Here is a 16,765-nt window from a genome sequence, read left to right as displayed (position 1 = left end):
CACTCATTCATAAAGAGTAAAGGCTAAGAGGTTAGCGAATGACAGATAAAAGCAAAGAAAGCGGCAGCGGCAAATTGCTGTACTGCTCTTTCTGTGGCAAAAGTCAGCACGAAGTTCGCAAGCTAATCGCAGGTCCGTCAGTTTACATTTGCGACGAGTGTGTCGACTTATGTAACGATATCATTCGCGAAGAAATCAAGGATGTTCTCCCTAAGAAAGAATCTGAAGCGTTACCAACGCCAAAACAGATCCGTGAACACCTTGATGACTATGTGATCGGACAAGATTACGCGAAAAAAGTGCTCGCAGTTGCGGTATATAACCACTACAAGCGTTTACGCAATGGTGATACAACGAGCGAAGGTGTGGAGCTTGGTAAGAGTAACATCCTTCTAATTGGTCCAACGGGTAGTGGTAAAACTCTGCTTGCTGAGACGCTAGCTCGATTCTTGGATGTACCATTTACAATGGCCGACGCTACCACACTAACCGAAGCTGGTTACGTAGGTGAAGACGTTGAAAACATCATCCAGAAGCTTCTGCAAAAATGTGATTACGATGTAGCGAAGGCTGAACGCGGCATTGTATACATTGACGAAATTGACAAGATTTCTCGTAAAGCTGAAAACCCATCTATTACGCGTGACGTATCTGGTGAAGGTGTTCAGCAGGCGCTACTAAAACTTATCGAAGGTACGGTTGCATCGGTTCCACCACAAGGTGGTCGTAAGCATCCACAGCAAGAATTCCTACAAGTGGACACGTCTAAGATCCTGTTCATCTGTGGTGGTGCATTTGCTGGCCTAGATAAAGTGATTGAACAGCGTGTAGCGACAGGCACAGGTATTGGTTTTGGCGCAGAAGTGCGCTCTAAGAACGAAACCAAAACAGTCGGTGAACTATTTACTCAGGTGGAGCCTGAAGATCTAGTGAAATACGGCCTGATCCCTGAGTTTATCGGTCGTCTACCAGTAACAACAACACTGACTGAGCTTGATGAAGAAGCGCTAATTCAGATCCTATGTGAACCGAAGAACGCACTGACCAAGCAATACGCAGCATTGTTCGAACTAGAAGACGCTGAACTTGAGTTCCGTGAAGACGCGCTACGTGCTATCGCTAAGAAAGCAATGGAGCGTAAAACGGGTGCTCGTGGTCTACGCTCAATCTTAGAAAGCGTTCTGCTAGAAACCATGTATGAACTACCATCAGCGACGGACGTAAGTAAAGTCGTGATTGATGAATCAGTGATTAACGGTGAATCAGAACCATTGCTCATTTACAGCAACGCCGACAATCAGGCTGCTGGAGCAGAGTAAATTCAGCCATGAATAGAAAGGAGGTAAGTAATTACCTCCTTTTTTTATTTCTCTTATTGAATCCAAATAATTAGACCCCATATACTGCCTTAAGTAATACGTTAAACGTGAAAGCGGAAGAGAGAATTATATGAACTTGGAACGTTCCGAGCGTATCGAGATCCCGGTATTACCTCTACGTGACGTAGTGGTCTACCCACACATGGTTATTCCATTGTTTGTTGGTCGTGAAAAATCGATTAGCTGTCTAGAAACAGCGATGGAAACAAACAAACAAGTTCTGCTTGTGGCACAAAAGCAAGCGGACACTGATGAGCCGACGGTTGACGACCTATTTGAAGTAGGTACAGTTGCAACCATCCTCCAACTTCTTAAGCTACCTGACGGCACGGTTAAAGTGCTGGTTGAAGGTCAGCAACGCGCGAAGATCAACCACTTTAAAGAAAGCGAATTCTTCCTTGCTGAGGCAGAGTTTGTGGTAACGCCTGAACTTGAAGAGCGTGAGCAAGAAGTGATTGTTCGCAGCGCGATCAACCAATTTGAAGGCTTCATCAAGCTAAACAAAAAGATCCCGCCAGAAGTGCTAACTTCGCTTAGCGGTATTGACGAAGCAGCGCGCCTAGCAGATACCATTGCAGCGCACATGCCTCTTAAGCTTGTAGACAAACAACAAGTACTTGAAATAATTGATGTAACTGAGCGTCTAGAGTTCCTGATGGGCCAGATGGAATCAGAGATCGATCTTCTTCAAGTTGAGAAACGCATCCGCGGTCGTGTTAAGAAGCAGATGGAAAAATCTCAGCGCGAGTACTACCTGAATGAGCAAATGAAAGCGATTCAGAAAGAACTTGGCGAGATGGAAGATGCGCCTGACGAATTCGAGACACTGAAGCAAAAGATTGAAGAATCTAAAATGCCTCAGGACGCGCGTGAAAAGACAGAGCAAGAGCTGCAAAAGCTTAAGATGATGTCTCCAATGTCTGCAGAAGCGACAGTGGTACGCAGCTACATCGATTGGATGGTAAGCGTGCCTTGGAACAAGCGTTCTAAAGTTAAGAAGAATCTTGCGAAAGCAGAAGAGATTCTGAACGAAGACCACTACGGCCTAGAGCGCGTTAAAGAACGTATTCTTGAGTACTTGGCGGTACAAAACCGTATCAACAAACTGAAAGGTCCAATCCTTTGTCTTGTTGGTCCTCCTGGTGTTGGTAAAACATCGCTAGGTCGCTCTATTGCAGCGGCAACGGGTCGTAAGTACACGCGCATGGCACTGGGTGGTGTACGTGATGAGGCTGAAATCCGCGGTCACCGTCGTACATACATTGGTTCGCTACCAGGCAAACTTATTCAGAAGATGTCGAAAGTAGGCGTGAAAAACCCACTGTTCCTTCTGGATGAAATCGACAAGATGTCTTCAGACATGCGTGGCGATCCATCTTCAGCACTATTGGAAGTTCTAGACCCAGAACAAAACAACGCGTTTAACGACCATTACCTAGAGGTAGATTACGATCTATCTGACGTTATGTTCGTTGCGACGTCTAACTCGATGGATATTCCTGGTCCTCTACTAGACCGTATGGAAGTGATTCGTCTGTCTGGTTACACAGAAGACGAGAAACTAAACATCGCAAAACGTCACCTTGTTGATAAACAAGTTAAGCGTAATGGTCTGAAGCCAAACGAAATTACCATCGAAGATTCTGCAATCATCGGCATTATCCGTTATTACACGCGTGAAGCGGGTGTACGTAGCCTAGAGCGCGAGATTTCTAAGATCTGTCGTAAAGCAGTGAAAAACATCCTGCTGGATACGAGCTTGAAGTCAGTGACAGTTACGATGGAAAACCTAAAAGAATACTTAGGTGTTCAACGTCATGATTTCGGTAAAGCGGATGACAGTAACCGTATCGGTCAAGTAACTGGCCTAGCTTGGACACAAGTGGGTGGTGACCTTCTTACGATCGAAACGGAAGCGATGCCAGGTAAAGGTAAGCTAACGCAAACCGGTTCTCTTGGCGACGTTATGAAAGAGTCTATCCAAGCTGCAATGACGGTTGTTCGTTCACGTGCCGAGAAACTGGGTATCAACTCAGACTTCTACGAGAAACGTGATATCCACGTACACGTACCTGAAGGTGCGACACCAAAAGATGGCCCAAGTGCGGGTATCGCAATGTGTACAGCACTGGTTTCTAGCTTGACGGGTAACCCTGTAAAAGCAGAAGTGGGTATGACAGGTGAGATCACGCTACGTGGTGAAGTTCTACCTATCGGCGGTCTAAAAGAGAAGTTACTTGCGGCACACCGTGGTGGCATCAAAACCGTACTGATTCCGAAGGACAACGAGCGTGATTTGGAAGAGATTCCAGAAAATGTTATCGCGGATCTGCAGGTTATCCCAGTACAGTGGATCGACGAAGTTCTTAAAGTTGCACTAGAGCGAGACCCGACAGGCGTTGAGTTTGAGTCTCAAAAATAGTGATGTGCAGCAAAAATAAGTAAAACTTTACGCTGATAGGCCTAAAAAGGCTTGTCAGCGTTTTTTTTGGAGGCTAAGTTAAGTTCGATAGCTTCCAGCCCTTGAAGAATAAGGGGTGGAGCATATTTTCTTAATTATGGAACGAACGTCATCACAAAAATAATCACAGATGACACAAAGGGGAAATCACAGTGAATAAAACTCAACTAGTAGAACAAATCGCAGAAAACGCAGACATCTCTAAAGCATCAGCTGGTCGCGCTCTAGACGCATTCATCGAAGCAGTAAGTGGTACGCTTCAGTCTGGTGACCAAGTTGCTCTTGTTGGCTTCGGTACGTTCAGCGTACGTACTCGTGCAGCACGCACAGGTCGTAACCCAAAAACTGGTGAAGAAATCCAAATCGCAGAAGCTAAAGTACCTTCTTTCAAAGCTGGTAAAGCTCTAAAAGACGCTTGTAACTAATTCTTTGTGTCACCGATACAAAGCTAGTTCTGCTGACGGCCATTGCATAACTTTTGCTCAAATAGTCAAATTTGAACAAAAATTTACAAACTAAGAGCCGAACTTTTTTAAATTATGCGCATCCTACTGATGCGCATTTCTTTTTCTGATATTATCGCGACATTACATTTTCTATTAGAAGCAGTCGGCTTCAATTGTGGAGAGCAGTTAAATTATGATGGATCGACTACGCGAAGGCGTGAACAGCATCGCGGTCAAAATTATCCTTGGACTTATCATCCTATCTTTCGTATTTGCAGGTGTAGGTAGCTACATCGTTGGTGGCAACAACAACTCAGCAGCGAAAGTAGGTAACACCGAGATTGCTCGTGGTGAGTTCGAGATGGCATACCAAAATGAGCGCAACCGCATGCAAGCTCAATTGGGTGATTACTTCTCTCAAATGCTGGCTGACCCTGCATACGTTGAATCTTTCCGCAAATCTGTTCTAGATCGCATGATCAACGACGTGCTGCTTGACCAACAAGCAGAAGCGCTTGGTCTACGCATTAGCGATGCACAAGTACGTAGCATGATTCTAGACATGCCTCAGTTCCAATCTAACGGTCAATTTGATCAAGACATTTACCAAGCGTCTCTGCGTCGTGCTGGTTTCTCTCCAGACTCATTTGCAGAGTACATGCGCCGTGAATTGGTTCGTGAGCAACTATTGAACGCACTTCAAACAAGTGAATTCACACTACCTGGCGAAGTTCAGGCAGAAGGTAAACTGTTCACTCAAACTCGTGACGTTCGCACAATCACTATCGATTTGAATGAGTTTGCTAAGAAAGTAGATTTGACTGATGAAGAAATTCAAGACTACTACAAAGCAAACCCAGACATGTTCACTCGTCCTGAGCAAGTTAAAGTTGCTTACATTGAGCTTTCAGCTGAAGAGCTTAAGAAGCAAGTTCAAGTTTCTGACGAAGACGTTAAGAAATACTACGACGAGCACCTAGACAAGTACTCTACAGAAGAGCAACGTCGCGTAGCGCACATCCTTGTTGAGGGTGATGACGAAGCGAAAGCACAAGCGATTCTTGACGAGCTAAACGCAGGCGCTGACTTCGCAACAGTAGCGAAAGAAAAATCAGACGACTTTGGTAGCGCAGAAAACGGCGGCGACCTAGGTTGGATTGAGCGCGATGTAATGGACCCTGCATTCGAAGAAGCGGCATTTGCTCTTAAGAATCCAGGTGACATGACTGGCCTAGTGAAGTCTGACTTCGGTTACCACATCATCAAGCTTGAAGAGCTAAAAGGTGCGGTTGCTAAGCCTTACTCAGAAGTTGCGGCTGAAATCAAACAAGAGATGATTGACCAGAAAGCGGTTGATCAATTCTACGAACTACAAAACGAACTTGAAAAAGTGGCGTTTGAGTTCCCTGATTCTCTAGATGACGCATCTAAAGCTGTTGGCCAAAAAGTGAAGACAACAGACTTCATCTCTCAAGCTGATGCTCCAGAAGTGCTGAAGAACCAAGCGGTAATGCAAGCGATTCTAAGCCCTGAAGTGAAAGAAGATGGCCTAAACTCTGAAGCAATCGAAGTTGCACCAGAGCACATCATTGTTGTTCGCGTTGAAGATGCTCGTGATGAGACTGTACTTCCTCTAGACGAAGTGAAAGACCAAGTGGTTGCTGAGCTATCTCGCGTTAAAGGTGAGCAAGGCGCAATCGAACTAGGTACTAAAGTCGTTGCGGCTCTGAAAGAAGGTAACAAAGACATTCTTGCTGAAAACAACCTAACGTTTGGTGAGCAAGAGTCTGTAGACCGTCGTTCTCCGCTAGCATCAACAGTATTTGCGATGGCGAAACCAATCGATGGTAAGCCTGTATACGGCCAGTCGAAAGACCTAGAAGGCAATATTGTGGTTGTTGAGCTAGACGCGGTTCACGCAGAGCTAGACAGCGCTCTAGAAGAGCAAGTTGCGACACAAATGCAACGTGCTTCTTCTCAGCTAGACCTTTCTTCAGTAATCGCGGTACTGCGCGCAAACACTGACATCGAATACTTTGTTGTGAGCAACTAAGCATTACTGATGTAATTTGCATGTTAACTAAAACGGGTCGCATTAGCGGCCCGTTTTATTTTTGTCTGAACCAACTTCTATGACAGCAACACTTTTCCTAGAGTGATCCTCGTTTTTGATAATTCGATTTAGGGGAGAACACTCAAATGAAATGGATGTTAACACTGTGCTTGCTGCTATTGGCGCCAATGAGTTGGGCGGAAGAAGGCAAGTCGGTAACGACAAAAGCGGCCAAGTATGAAGGCATTGAAATCACCGTTAATGTGAATACGGCTTCCGCGGAAGAAATTGCGACACTACTGAATGGTATTGGGACGAAAAAAGCGCAAGACATTGTTGAGTACCGAAATGAACATGGCCCATTTAAAACCGCAGCGGACTTAAGCAAAGTGAAAGGCATTGGTGAAGCGACGGTGAAAAAGAACCAAGATCGTATCTTACTTTGATTCACGCTTTGATTTGAAAAGCGAAGTTCTGTTTCCTATTACTGCTTTCCCGAACCAAAGCGTTTTTCTGGTTCGGGATTTTTTGTTTTATCGAGGTTTGTGCTCACTCAGATTGAAGCGTATTAACCGAATATACGACGATGCGTTAGTTTTTCTAGCCAAGCCATGCCCATACCCCCGATAGCACCAAATAGGTGAGCATCAACAGCGACGCGAGCACCAATCATTGCCGCCGTGCTTGTTGAAGGGCCGTAGAACTGCTCCCAAGCGACTTTTGCAATTAAACCGCCTACCAGTACTAAACTGCTTCTTCTACCGTCGAAAACCTCTGCCAGAGCCCAGAAACCAAACAATCCGTGCAGCACACCAGACAGTCCAACGTAAACCGACATATTAGTGAATAAGTTCATTGCACCGACGAAGGTACATAGGGCAAGAAAGACGATAGAGAAGTTACGCACCGAAGGGCGAAAGATGAATCCAATTACCCATAAGCCCGCTAAATTCATCCCTAGGTGAGCAAAGTTGGTATGCGTCAGATTTCCTGTTACGATTCGCCACCATTCGCCATGGCGTATATTGTAAGCGTGCCATTCGGTTAGGCTTGCCATTGGTTCGAATTGCAGTATTAAACAGATAACGCTGATGATGCTCAGCAATGTATAAAGGTTCACTCTATGTCTCGTTATTGTTCTCAGTGTGGAAAGTCGCGCAAAGCTTGTATTTGCCAATGGATTGTACCGCTAGCAAACGAGGTTGAACTTATCATCCTTCAGCATACGAGTGAAGAACATCGTCCTCTTGGTACGGCACGGATTCTCAATTTGAGCCTAAATCATTGTACTTGCCTGATTGGAGAAGACTTTTCTAACAATGAAGCGTTGAATACGTTGCTTGAGGACGACGCTTACCAGCATTTCATTCTTTACCCTTCAGAACACTCGTTGTGCCTTTCAGAGTTGGCGACGGTTGGTGAGACGGTAGATAAGAAAATACGTTTGATTTTACTCGATGGTACTTGGAAGAAAGCCTACAAGATGTGGCAACTTTCGACCAACTTGCATTCTACCCCAACGGTTAAACTGCCAGAGGATCTGCAAGGTCATTACACCATTCGTAAGGCACCATCGAACAACAGCTTATCAACAGTGGAAGCCGGCTTTCATGCTCTGAGCTTGATGGAGTCTGGGAAAGATTTCACGCCTTTGCTAACGGCGTTTGAGAATATGATCGAGTTTCAAATTGCCCAGATGCCTCCGGGCGTGTTTGAAAAGAACTATCTGAAAGACGAGTAGCGAAGCGATAGAGTACTTCTCTAAAGGACTATTGAAGAGAACAGCTGTCGATGCAGCTTTTGTGCGTGGCCATCGGTCATTGCTGAGATGTAATCTGCAATCACGCGCATCTTTGCGCTTTCGCAGCTTGCTTCTTGCCATAGTGAGCGAGTGTGCGGTGGCAGCAGACGCTCAGGGTCCGCACTTAGAGCTTCAAACAAATCCATGATGATCTGCTGGCCTTTGTACTCTACGATCTGTACTTGATGCACTTGAATCACATATTGGCTCACGAAGTGTTTGAGTACTTCTAGTGCTTTGGCCATGTGTGGCTCTAAACAGGCATTCCAAGCTAAGAGCGGGTTATTAAATGGCTCATCCACCACTTTGATTGAAATACTGGTCAACAGCGCATTCACCATGCCACCAATCGCATCTTTACGTTGGTGATGTTTGCCGCTAAAGAGCATTTGTCCGATAGAACCAATATGCTCCTCAAACCACGGGTCACCACAATCCGCTAATTGACTGGCTGCACCTTCTTGCCATTGCTGGCGAGTGACCATGCCAAGCACTATAGCATCTTCCAAATCATGTACGCCGTAAGCGATATCGTCCGCAAGTTCCATGATCGAGCAGTCGAGCGATTTAAAGCGGGTTTTACAGTGTTCTAGGTCTGACTCCGGACGACAGCGCATTTGACTCAACAGGGCTTTGTCATTGTCCGTCAGTGGTGCAATGACCCAATCAAACAAGTCTTTATCACAGTCATAAAGGCCTTTTGCGGGGCTCCAGTCTTTGGCTTTGAGTTTGCGTTGATGCTCGACAGGTTCGGGCATGCAAAGCGCTCTTGTTTGACTGAGCAGAGCAGGGTATTTAATCAAACCGAGTAAGGCGCGGCGTGATAAGTTCATGCCAAAGTGTTCGGTGTATGGCTCTAGCTTGGTGACAATACGAAACGTCTGGGCATTGCCTTCAAAGCCGCCATGTTCACGCATCATGTAGTTCAGCGCGACTTCGCCACCATGACCATAGGGTGGGTTACCGGTATATGAAAATATATTTCAACTCACTTAATATAAACTTAGATATATGAAGGGATTGATGTGACAAAAAGTGATTTGTATTTTTGAAGCTTAAAACATAACTTCGCATCACTTTTTTCTATATAAACTTCGTAGAAAAGTCAGAATATAGAAATGTACTTTCTAAAACACATCACTTCTGATTTCACGGTTGGATACTGGATGATAGGATAACGACTTACGAATTCTTGCGGTTAGTTCGGTAGAGAGGAATTTATTTACAGAGTATAGTGATGGATATTGGTTTTAGTACAACTCTTTGATTATGTGGGTAAATATTTATGAAAGATAGCTCCTTTTTAGCATGGATACTTAGGATGAACCTTGTTGCTCGTTGGTCTCCTATGCACTTAGTAAAGCTTGAGAATGTTGCAGAGCACAGCCATCAGGTTGCAGTAATTGCTCATTTACTAGCAACTGTTAAAAATGCTTATTGTAGCGGTAATGTTGATCCTGAGAAAGCGGCCACTATTGCGCTCTATCATGAAGTTTCAGAGACAAAGTTACAAGATATTAACCACATAACTAAGTACAGCTCGCCTTCCTTTACAAAAGAGATTAAGAAGCTTGAGGATATGGCGGAAGTAAAATGTTTAGAATCTCTGCCAACCCGTCTTCAACCTTTGTTTGAAGAACTTTTAGTTCAAAAACAAGTAGATCCTATTTATAAACAATTAGTTAAAGCTGCTGACGTGATTGCAGCGTATTTTAAAGCTTGCGATGAGCTGAAATATCAAAACCCAGAGTTTGTGACAGTTAAAGATCGGTTGGGTAAGAAAATAGAAAACTTCAAGGATGATATGCCAGAGGTTGGCGTCTTTATGGACTTATTTGAGAACAACTGTTTGGTTAGTCTTGATGAGATGTCTGATTGATGGGCTAATTTTTGTGGTATATGGAGATAGTCTCAATTTTCTTAACCGAAGCTCTGCCATTCATTTTTTTTAATGGTGGTGGAGTCGGCTAAATGTCCCTACAAACCGTCTTTGCTACTTACAGAAGGATTTTGGTATATCAATGAAAAGAAAGATAATAGCTTTGCTGACCAAATCTCCAGGGCTAAAAGGCCGGGAGATCGCTAAAACGTTGGGCTTTGACAAGAAAGCTGTAAACTCATTTTTGCATCATGATGAGAGTGGCACTTTCGTCAAAAATGACAATCAGTGGTCATTAGCTATTAAAGAATCTACTGTGAGAATAGCAAAAAACGGATGGTTAACTACATCTGATTTAGACGATTTACTCACTAAATGTGAAGACGTTTGGTCTGATGACTTTGATACTGTTCGATTTGAATTTTCAAAGTGTGCCATTTTACTAGGAGCTGTTGCACGGTTGCTCTGCTTAGTAAACCAACTGGCCGCAAGCGGGAAAAAGGTAGTTTTAGATTTCTCTGATTGCCGTGACTCTTTTACCTATTTATGTCGTGTTGGGCTATTTGAAACAGTTGACCCATCAGTAGCAATTATACCTGAAGTTGAAGATTTGTCCTGCCACTACGGGCAAAACAAAAAGGTAATGGAATTTGTAACTATAGAGGCTAATACCCAAGAGACAAATTTACCAACTAAATTGAAAAATGCGTTCATTGAACTCGCAGGTGAGGAACATGCAAACTCCGCCTTTGGGTTCATGTCTGAGTATATCAATAATATCATTGAACATTCTCAAACATCGATTCCAGGCGTAGCTGCGTTACAAGTTTATGGAAAAACGAGGACCAAAGTTCAAACAGTTTTCTCGGACAGCGGTGAAGGGATTGTGGGGACATTGAGACCTGTGTTGGCAGAACGATACCCTCGATTACACAGTAAGTACCCTTTAAAAAAACGCGACTCAGATATTTTGTTGTTAAAAGAGGTTCTTGAAAAAGGAGGAGTTAGTGGCGCGCGTGATGAGAACTATAAAGCTCGAGGTTTAGGATTAAAACTTAGCGCCAAAAATGCTGCGAAATTTGATGCGAAAATTTGTGTTAGGCAGGAAAAATTCGAGCTGACACTAAAGTATAAAGATGGAAAGCTAGATGATTACTTCTATCGTACAGATCTCAAAAAACTTGAGGGAACACACATCTGTTTTGACTTTTATATAGATTGATGTGCTATAGTCTCGTTAAATAAAATACCTTAATCAGAAATCATATGTTGTTAAAGCTAATCGACTATACAAAAGATGCTCACCCAAACGGAAATGTAAAGGGTAAGGCTGTTTATTCTGATCTTTTTCATTTAGTTGAAAATCACCAATCAATAGATACGTTTGGTATTTCTCTTGATGGTATTGTAGCTACAGATGCTTCGTTTCCAAGAGAAAGTGTTATGGCTTTAGCTAAGCATTTTAGTGGTGTTAAGTTTTTCTATTTATCAGATATTGATGGGCTTTGTTGCTGAATTCAGTTTAAGAGTTAACCCTGCCTAAATAGCTTATATTTTAAACAATATACTGAGTTTCGGGCATACCTAGCCCTGTAAGCTTGTTTAATGCCTTAATCATGGCGTAACACTCCCCAACTTGTGCGTTGTAGTGACGCAGAGTCAGCGAGGCTCCGAGTAGCTGCTTCACTCGATACATGGCGGTTTCAGACAGTGAGCGCTTGTGGTAACCATACTTTTGTTTCCACTTTTTGTTTGAGCCATAGAGCTTTTGACAACCAACAGCGTGATTACGAGGATGTCCTTTTTCCCAGAAGGCTGCACCGTCTCGCGGAGGTATTAGCGGAGTGGCTTTCTTTATGAAGATTGCCCTATGGCAGTCTCTTGTATCATAAGCGCCATCGCCCGATATCACTTTGACGGTTCGACGAGTTTGCTTGAGCAGGCTAGGAAGCACTTCCGCATCCGTTACTCCTGACAGTGTTAACTCGGCAGCAATAATTTCATGAGTATCAGTATCAACGGCAAGATGGAGTTTTCGCCAGACTCGACGCTTACCATCGGTACCATGCTTTTTCACTTTCCATTCACCCTCACCGTATACTTTGAGGCCAGTAGCATCAATGGCAAGATGTTGAATCACTCCTCTCGAAGACGTATGAAAAGAAACCTCGACCTCCTTAGCTCGGCGACTTATGCAGGTATAATGTGGGCAAACCAAGGGGACATTTGCCAGTTTAAATACGGAGTCGATGAAGCCTTGTAACGCTCTTAAAGGTAAAGAGAAGATACGTTTCACCATGAGTGCTGTCGTAATAGCGAGATCGCTAAACTGTCGTGGACGCCCCCGTTTGTACTGTTTTGATTGCTTCCACTGATTTATCGCTTCTTCGTCAATCCAAAATGTAAGCGAGCCACGTTTAATCAGAGAGTTATTGTACTGATGCCAGTTAGTGGTTTTATAGCGGGGTTTTGGCATGGAATCGTCGTTAGTGAGTGAATGTCACTGATCTGATCGTAAGATTCTGATTTAGTTCACTCGAATTCGGCAACAAAGCCTTTTACATGCGAAAGCTCAACAAGAAGGGCGAGAGTCAATATTTGATTTTTACAAAATTAGTATTGCTCATATTACTCGCGAATATTCATTTAAAAAGGACAAGGATAATGTTTGATGTTCACGTTGTTTTAGATAATCAAATAGGACAATTAGCATTACTAGGAAAAACAGGCTTTGTTGCTGAATTCAGTTTAAGAGTTAACCCTGCCTAAATAGCTTATATTTTAAACAATATACTGAGTTTCGGGCATACCTAGCCCTGTAAGCTTGTTTAATGCCTTAATCATGGCGTAACACTCCCCAACTTGTGCGTTGTAGTGACGCAGAGTCAGCGAGGCTCCGAGTAGCTGCTTCACTCGATACATGGCGGTTTCAGACAGTGAGCGCTTGTGGTAACCATACTTTTGTTTCCACTTTTTGTTTGAGCCATAGAGCTTTTGACAACCAACAGCGTGATTACGAGGATGTCCTTTTTCCCAGAAGGCTGCACCGTCTCGCGGAGGTATTAGCGGAGTGGCTTTCTTTATGAAGATTGCCCTATGGCAGTCTCTTGTATCATAAGCGCCATCGCCCGATATCACTTTGACGGTTCGACGAGTTTGCTTGAGCAGGCTAGGAAGCACTTCCGCATCCGTTACTCCTGACAGTGTTAACTCGGCAGCAATAATTTCATGAGTATCAGTATCAACGGCAAGATGGAGTTTTCGCCAGACTCGACGCTTACCATCGGTACCATGCTTTTTCACTTTCCATTCACCCTCACCGTATACTTTGAGGCCAGTAGCATCAATGGCAAGATGTTGAATCACTCCTCTCGAAGACGTATGAAAAGAAACCTCGACCTCCTTAGCTCGGCGACTTATGCAGGTATAATGTGGGCAAACCAAGGGGACATTTGCCAGTTTAAATACGGAGTCGATGAAGCCTTGTAACGCTCTTAAAGGTAAAGAGAAGATACGTTTCACCATGAGTGCTGTCGTAATAGCGAGATCGCTAAACTGTCGTGGACGCCCCCGTTTGTACTGTTTTGATTGCTTCCACTGATTTATCGCTTCTTCGTCAATCCAAAATGTAAGCGAGCCACGTTTAATCAGAGAGTTATTGTACTGATGCCAGTTAGTGGTTTTATAGCGGGGTTTTGGCATGGAATCGTCGTTAGTGAGTGAATGTCACTGATCTGATCGTAAGATTCTGATTTAGTTCACTCGAATTCGGCAACAAAGCCGGAAAAACATTAGGTAATAAAGGTATTGGATTGGAAGGGGGAGGGATATTTACGGTTGGTGATGAATGCCATGCTCATTTTCTTGTTGAACAAGGAAAGGAAGCTAAAATAGCGCTAGAGCAAGCTGGACTGTTAGTACTTGCGATCCGGACACCATTAATTCGTAAGTTAAAACAGGAAAAACCGGGGGAACTTGGCGAAATAGCACGAGTATTGGCGGAGAATAACATTAATATTTTAGTGCAATACAGTGACCATGCTAACCAACTGATATTAATAACGGACAATGATAGTATGGCTGCATCTGTTACGCTCCCTTGGGCAATAAAGTGAACTTGCGATGGCTAATTTAATACGAAAAGAGGTTACCTTTGAGTCCTCAATAGCCGCGATAGGGGCGGCTATGTCTGACATTTCACGAGTTAAAATACTCAGTGCTTTGATGGATGGGCGAGCTTGGACGGCCACTGAGCTAAGTTCTGTGGCGAATATATCAGCTTCAACGGCGAGCAGTCATTTATCTAAATTATTAGATTGCCAGCTAATCACAGTAGTAGCTCAAGGCAAGCATCGTTATTTTCGGCTAGCAGGAAAAGATATTGCTGAATTGATGGAAAGTATGATGGGGATCTCCTTAAACCATGGCGTACATGCCAAAGTTTCCACGCCAGTGCATTTACGAAAAGCACGTACTTGCTATGATCATTTAGCTGGCGAAGTTGCCGTTAAGATCTATGATTCCCTTTGTCAACAGCAATGGATCACTGAAAATGGTTCAATGATCACATTAAGTGGTATTCAATATTTTCATGAAATGGGAATTGACGTTCCTTCCAAACATTCACGTAAAATCTGTTGTGCGTGTTTAGATTGGAGTGAACGCCGTTTCCATTTAGGTGGGTACGTTGGAGCCGCATTATTTTCGCTTTATGAATCTAAAGGGTGGTTAACTCGACATCTTGGTTACCGTGAAGTTACCATCACGGAAAAAGGTTATGCTGCTTTTAAGACCCACTTTCACATTTAAGTTGTTTTTCTAATCCGCATATGATCAATTCAAGGCCGAATAAGAAGGCTGGCTCTGCACCTTGGTGATCAAATAATTCGATAGCTTGTCGTAATAATGGCGGCATACTATCAGTAGTAGGTGTTTCCCTTTCTTCTTTAGCGACTTGATGCTCTTGATCTTCCAATACGCAACCTAAAGTAAAATGCCCCACAGCGCTGAGTGCATATAATGCATTCTCTAGTGAAAAACCTTGTTGGCATAAAAAGGCTAATTGATTTTCGAGAGTTTCATACTGTTTTTCTGTAGGCCGTGTACCTAAATGTACTTTTGCTCCATCGCGATGACTTAGTAAAGCACATCTAAAACTTTTAGCGTTATTACGTAAAAAATCTTGCCAGCTTTCCCCTTCTAAAGGGCAAAAGTGAGTATGGTGCCTATCTAACATCTCAATGGCTAAGGCGTCGAGCAAAGCCCGCTTATTTTTTACATGCCAATACAATGTAGGCTGCTCTACACCTAGCTTCTGGGCGAGTTTACGGGTTGTTAAACCTTCGATTCCGACCTCATTAAGCAGCTCTAATGCGCTGTTAATCACTTTACTTTTATCTAATCTAGACATCATTAATTCCTAATTTTTGTTGACACTCTATCATTGATAGAGTTATTTTACCACTCCCTATCAGTGATAGAGAAAAGTGAAATGAATAGTTCGACAAAGATCGCATTGGTAATTACGTTACTCGATGCCATGGGGATTGGCCTTATCATGCCAGTCTTGCCAACGTTATTACGTGAATTTATTGCTTCGGAAGATATCGCTAACCACTTTGGCGTATTGCTTGCACTTTATGCGTTAATGCAGGTTATCTTTGCTCCTTGGCTTGGAAAAATGTCTGACCGATTTGGTCGGCGCCCAGTGCTGTTGTTGTCATTAATAGGCGCATCGCTGGATTACTTATTGCTGGCTTTTTCAAGTGCGCTTTGGATGCTGTATTTAGGCCGTTTGCTTTCAGGGATCACAGGAGCTACTGGGGCTGTCGCGGCATCGGTCATTGCCGATACCACCTCAGCTTCTCAACGCGTGAAGTGGTTCGGTTGGTTAGGGGCAAGTTTTGGGCTTGGTTTAATAGCGGGGCCTATTATTGGTGGTTTTGCAGGAGAGATTTCACCGCATAGTCCCTTTTTTATCGCTGCGTTGCTAAATATTGTCGCTTTCCTTGTGGTTATGTTTTGGTTCCGTGAAACCAAAAATACACGTGATAATACAGATACCGAAGTAGGGGTTGAGACGCAATCGAATTCGGTATACATCACTTTATTTAAAACGATGCCCATTTTGTTGATTATTTATTTTTCAGCGCAATTGATAGGCCAAATTCCCGCAACGGTGTGGGTGCTATTTACCGAAAATCGTTTTGGATGGAATAGCATGATGGTTGGCTTTTCATTAGCGGGTCTTGGTCTTTTACACTCAGTATTCCAAGCCTTTGTGGCAGGAAGAATAGCCACTAAATGGGGCGAAAAAACGGCAGTACTGCTCGGATTTATTGCAGATAGTAGTGCATTTGCCTTTTTAGCGTTTATATCTGAAGGTTGGTTAGTTTTCCCTGTTTTAATTTTATTGGCTGGTGGTGGGATCGCTTTACCTGCATTACAGGGAGTGATGTCTATCCAAACAAAGAGTCATCAGCAAGGTGCTTTACAGGGATTATTGGTGAGCCTTAACAATGCAACCGGTGTTATTGGCCCATTACTGTTTGCTGTTATTTATAATCATTCACTACCAATTTGGGATGGCTGGATTTGGATTATTGGTTTAGCGTTTTACTGTATTATTATCCTGCTATCGATGACCTTCATGTTAACCCCTCAAGCTCAGGGGAGTAAACAGGAGACAAGTGCTTAGTTATTTCGTCACCAAATGATGTTATTCCGCGAAATATAATGACCCTCTT

The 16,765-nt window shown here is 43.5% G+C and carries 15 protein-coding genes and 4 pseudogenes; 14 read left to right on the top strand and 5 right to left on the bottom strand.

Annotated elements, in window-relative coordinates; translation table 11 throughout:
* Nucleotides 1–38: 38 nt before the first annotated feature.
* From clpX to KJB05_RS13205, 5 genes are all read left to right on the top strand, one after another.
* Entirely contained in the window at nucleotides 39–1,319 is a 1,281-nt protein-coding gene (clpX, locus tag KJB05_RS13225; RefSeq protein WP_005430932.1) for an ATP-dependent protease ATP-binding subunit ClpX, read from the top strand.
* A 130-nt stretch (nucleotides 1,320–1,449) separates the two neighbouring features.
* Nucleotides 1,450–3,801, top strand: coding sequence for an endopeptidase La (gene lon / locus KJB05_RS13220; RefSeq protein WP_005437599.1), 2,352 nt, complete (start codon nucleotides 1,450–1,452; stop codon nucleotides 3,799–3,801).
* Nucleotides 3,802–3,992: 191 nt separating this feature from the next.
* Nucleotides 3,993–4,265, top strand: coding sequence for an HU family DNA-binding protein (locus tag KJB05_RS13215; RefSeq protein WP_005430934.1), 273 nt, complete (start codon nucleotides 3,993–3,995; stop codon nucleotides 4,263–4,265).
* Between the two features lie 214 nt (nucleotides 4,266–4,479).
* Nucleotides 4,480–6,339: a peptidylprolyl isomerase gene (gene ppiD / locus KJB05_RS13210; protein ID WP_208446095.1), complete on the top strand. Its 1,860-nt coding sequence runs from the start codon at nucleotides 4,480–4,482 to the stop codon at nucleotides 6,337–6,339.
* Nucleotides 6,340–6,485: 146 nt separating this feature from the next.
* Nucleotides 6,486–6,785, top strand: a complete 300-nt coding sequence (locus KJB05_RS13205; protein WP_020196004.1) for a helix-hairpin-helix domain-containing protein — start codon at nucleotides 6,486–6,488, stop codon at nucleotides 6,783–6,785.
* A 122-nt stretch (nucleotides 6,786–6,907) separates the two neighbouring features.
* On the opposite strand, the gene rrtA is transcribed toward KJB05_RS13205, so the two are convergent.
* On the bottom strand, nucleotides 6,908–7,459 hold the full coding sequence (rrtA, locus tag KJB05_RS13200) for a rhombosortase (protein WP_208446094.1): 552 nt from the start codon (nucleotides 7,457–7,459) through the stop codon (nucleotides 6,908–6,910).
* Nucleotides 7,460–7,462: 3 nt separating this feature from the next.
* On the opposite strand from rrtA, the gene KJB05_RS13195 reads away from it, so the two are divergent.
* Entirely contained in the window at nucleotides 7,463–8,080 is a 618-nt protein-coding gene (locus KJB05_RS13195; RefSeq protein ID WP_208446093.1) for a DTW domain-containing protein, read from the top strand.
* Nucleotides 8,081–8,100: 20 nt separating this feature from the next.
* Here KJB05_RS13195 and KJB05_RS13190 read toward each other — a convergent pair.
* Nucleotides 8,101–9,105: pseudogene (locus tag KJB05_RS13190) on the bottom strand (anti-phage deoxyguanosine triphosphatase); the annotation flags it as partial.
* Between the two features lie 320 nt (nucleotides 9,106–9,425).
* Here KJB05_RS13190 and yfbR point away from each other — a divergent pair.
* From yfbR to KJB05_RS13175, 3 genes are all read left to right on the top strand, one after another.
* Entirely contained in the window at nucleotides 9,426–10,019 is a 594-nt protein-coding gene (gene yfbR / locus KJB05_RS13185; protein ID WP_191686041.1) for a 5'-deoxynucleotidase, read from the top strand.
* Nucleotides 10,020–10,161: 142 nt separating this feature from the next.
* The gene (locus tag KJB05_RS13180; protein WP_208446092.1) at nucleotides 10,162–11,241 is read left to right on the top strand and encodes an ATP-binding protein; all 1,080 of its coding nucleotides are present in this window, start codon (nucleotides 10,162–10,164) and stop codon (nucleotides 11,239–11,241) included.
* Between the two features lie 44 nt (nucleotides 11,242–11,285).
* On the top strand, nucleotides 11,286–11,534 hold the full coding sequence (locus KJB05_RS13175) for a hypothetical protein (protein ID WP_208446091.1): 249 nt from the start codon (nucleotides 11,286–11,288) through the stop codon (nucleotides 11,532–11,534).
* Nucleotides 11,535–11,574: 40 nt separating this feature from the next.
* Here the strand turns inward: KJB05_RS13175 and KJB05_RS13170 are convergent, their stop codons facing one another.
* On the bottom strand, nucleotides 11,575–12,495 hold the full coding sequence (locus KJB05_RS13170) for an IS5 family transposase (RefSeq protein WP_208446540.1): 921 nt from the start codon (nucleotides 12,493–12,495) through the stop codon (nucleotides 11,575–11,577).
* Between the two features lie 79 nt (nucleotides 12,496–12,574).
* On the opposite strand from KJB05_RS13170, the pseudogene KJB05_RS28705 reads away from it, so the two are divergent.
* Nucleotides 12,575–12,691, top strand: a pseudogene (locus KJB05_RS28705) (antibiotic biosynthesis monooxygenase); the annotation flags it as partial.
* Nucleotides 12,684–12,746, top strand: a pseudogene (locus KJB05_RS13165) (amino acid-binding protein); the annotation flags it as partial. The pseudogenes KJB05_RS28705 and KJB05_RS13165, both read left to right, overlap by 8 nt.
* Before the next feature lie 54 nt (nucleotides 12,747–12,800).
* Here the strand turns inward: KJB05_RS13165 and KJB05_RS13160 are convergent.
* Nucleotides 12,801–13,721 carry an IS5 family transposase gene (locus KJB05_RS13160; RefSeq protein ID WP_208446540.1) on the bottom strand — a complete coding sequence of 307 codons (921 nt, stop codon included), beginning with the start codon at nucleotides 13,719–13,721 and terminating at the stop codon, nucleotides 12,801–12,803.
* An 80-nt stretch (nucleotides 13,722–13,801) separates the two neighbouring features.
* Here KJB05_RS13160 and KJB05_RS13155 point away from each other — a divergent pair.
* Nucleotides 13,802–14,134: pseudogene (locus KJB05_RS13155) on the top strand (amino acid-binding protein); the annotation flags it as partial.
* Between the two features lie 7 nt (nucleotides 14,135–14,141).
* On the top strand, nucleotides 14,142–14,828 hold the full coding sequence (locus tag KJB05_RS13150; protein WP_001284954.1) for a winged helix-turn-helix domain-containing protein: 687 nt from the start codon (nucleotides 14,142–14,144) through the stop codon (nucleotides 14,826–14,828).
* Here the strand turns inward: KJB05_RS13150 and tetR(B) are convergent.
* Nucleotides 14,806–15,429, bottom strand: coding sequence for a tetracycline resistance transcriptional repressor TetR(B) (gene tetR(B) / locus KJB05_RS13145; RefSeq protein ID WP_000088605.1), 624 nt, complete (start codon nucleotides 15,427–15,429; stop codon nucleotides 14,806–14,808). The genes KJB05_RS13150 and tetR(B) overlap by 23 nt on opposite strands.
* 81 nt (nucleotides 15,430–15,510) lie before the next feature.
* On the opposite strand from tetR(B), the gene tet(B) reads away from it, so the two are divergent.
* Nucleotides 15,511–16,716 carry a tetracycline efflux MFS transporter Tet(B) gene (tet(B), locus tag KJB05_RS13140; RefSeq protein ID WP_114200720.1) on the top strand — a complete coding sequence of 402 codons (1,206 nt, stop codon included), beginning with the start codon at nucleotides 15,511–15,513 and terminating at the stop codon, nucleotides 16,714–16,716.
* The last annotated feature ends 49 nt before the right edge of the window (nucleotides 16,717–16,765 follow it).

The sequence above is a fragment of the Vibrio sp. B1ASS3 genome, assembly GCF_905175355.1.
GTDB lineage: Bacteria > Pseudomonadota > Gammaproteobacteria > Enterobacterales > Vibrionaceae > Vibrio > Vibrio owensii.
This window is presented reverse-complemented; position numbering and strand designations above follow the sequence as displayed.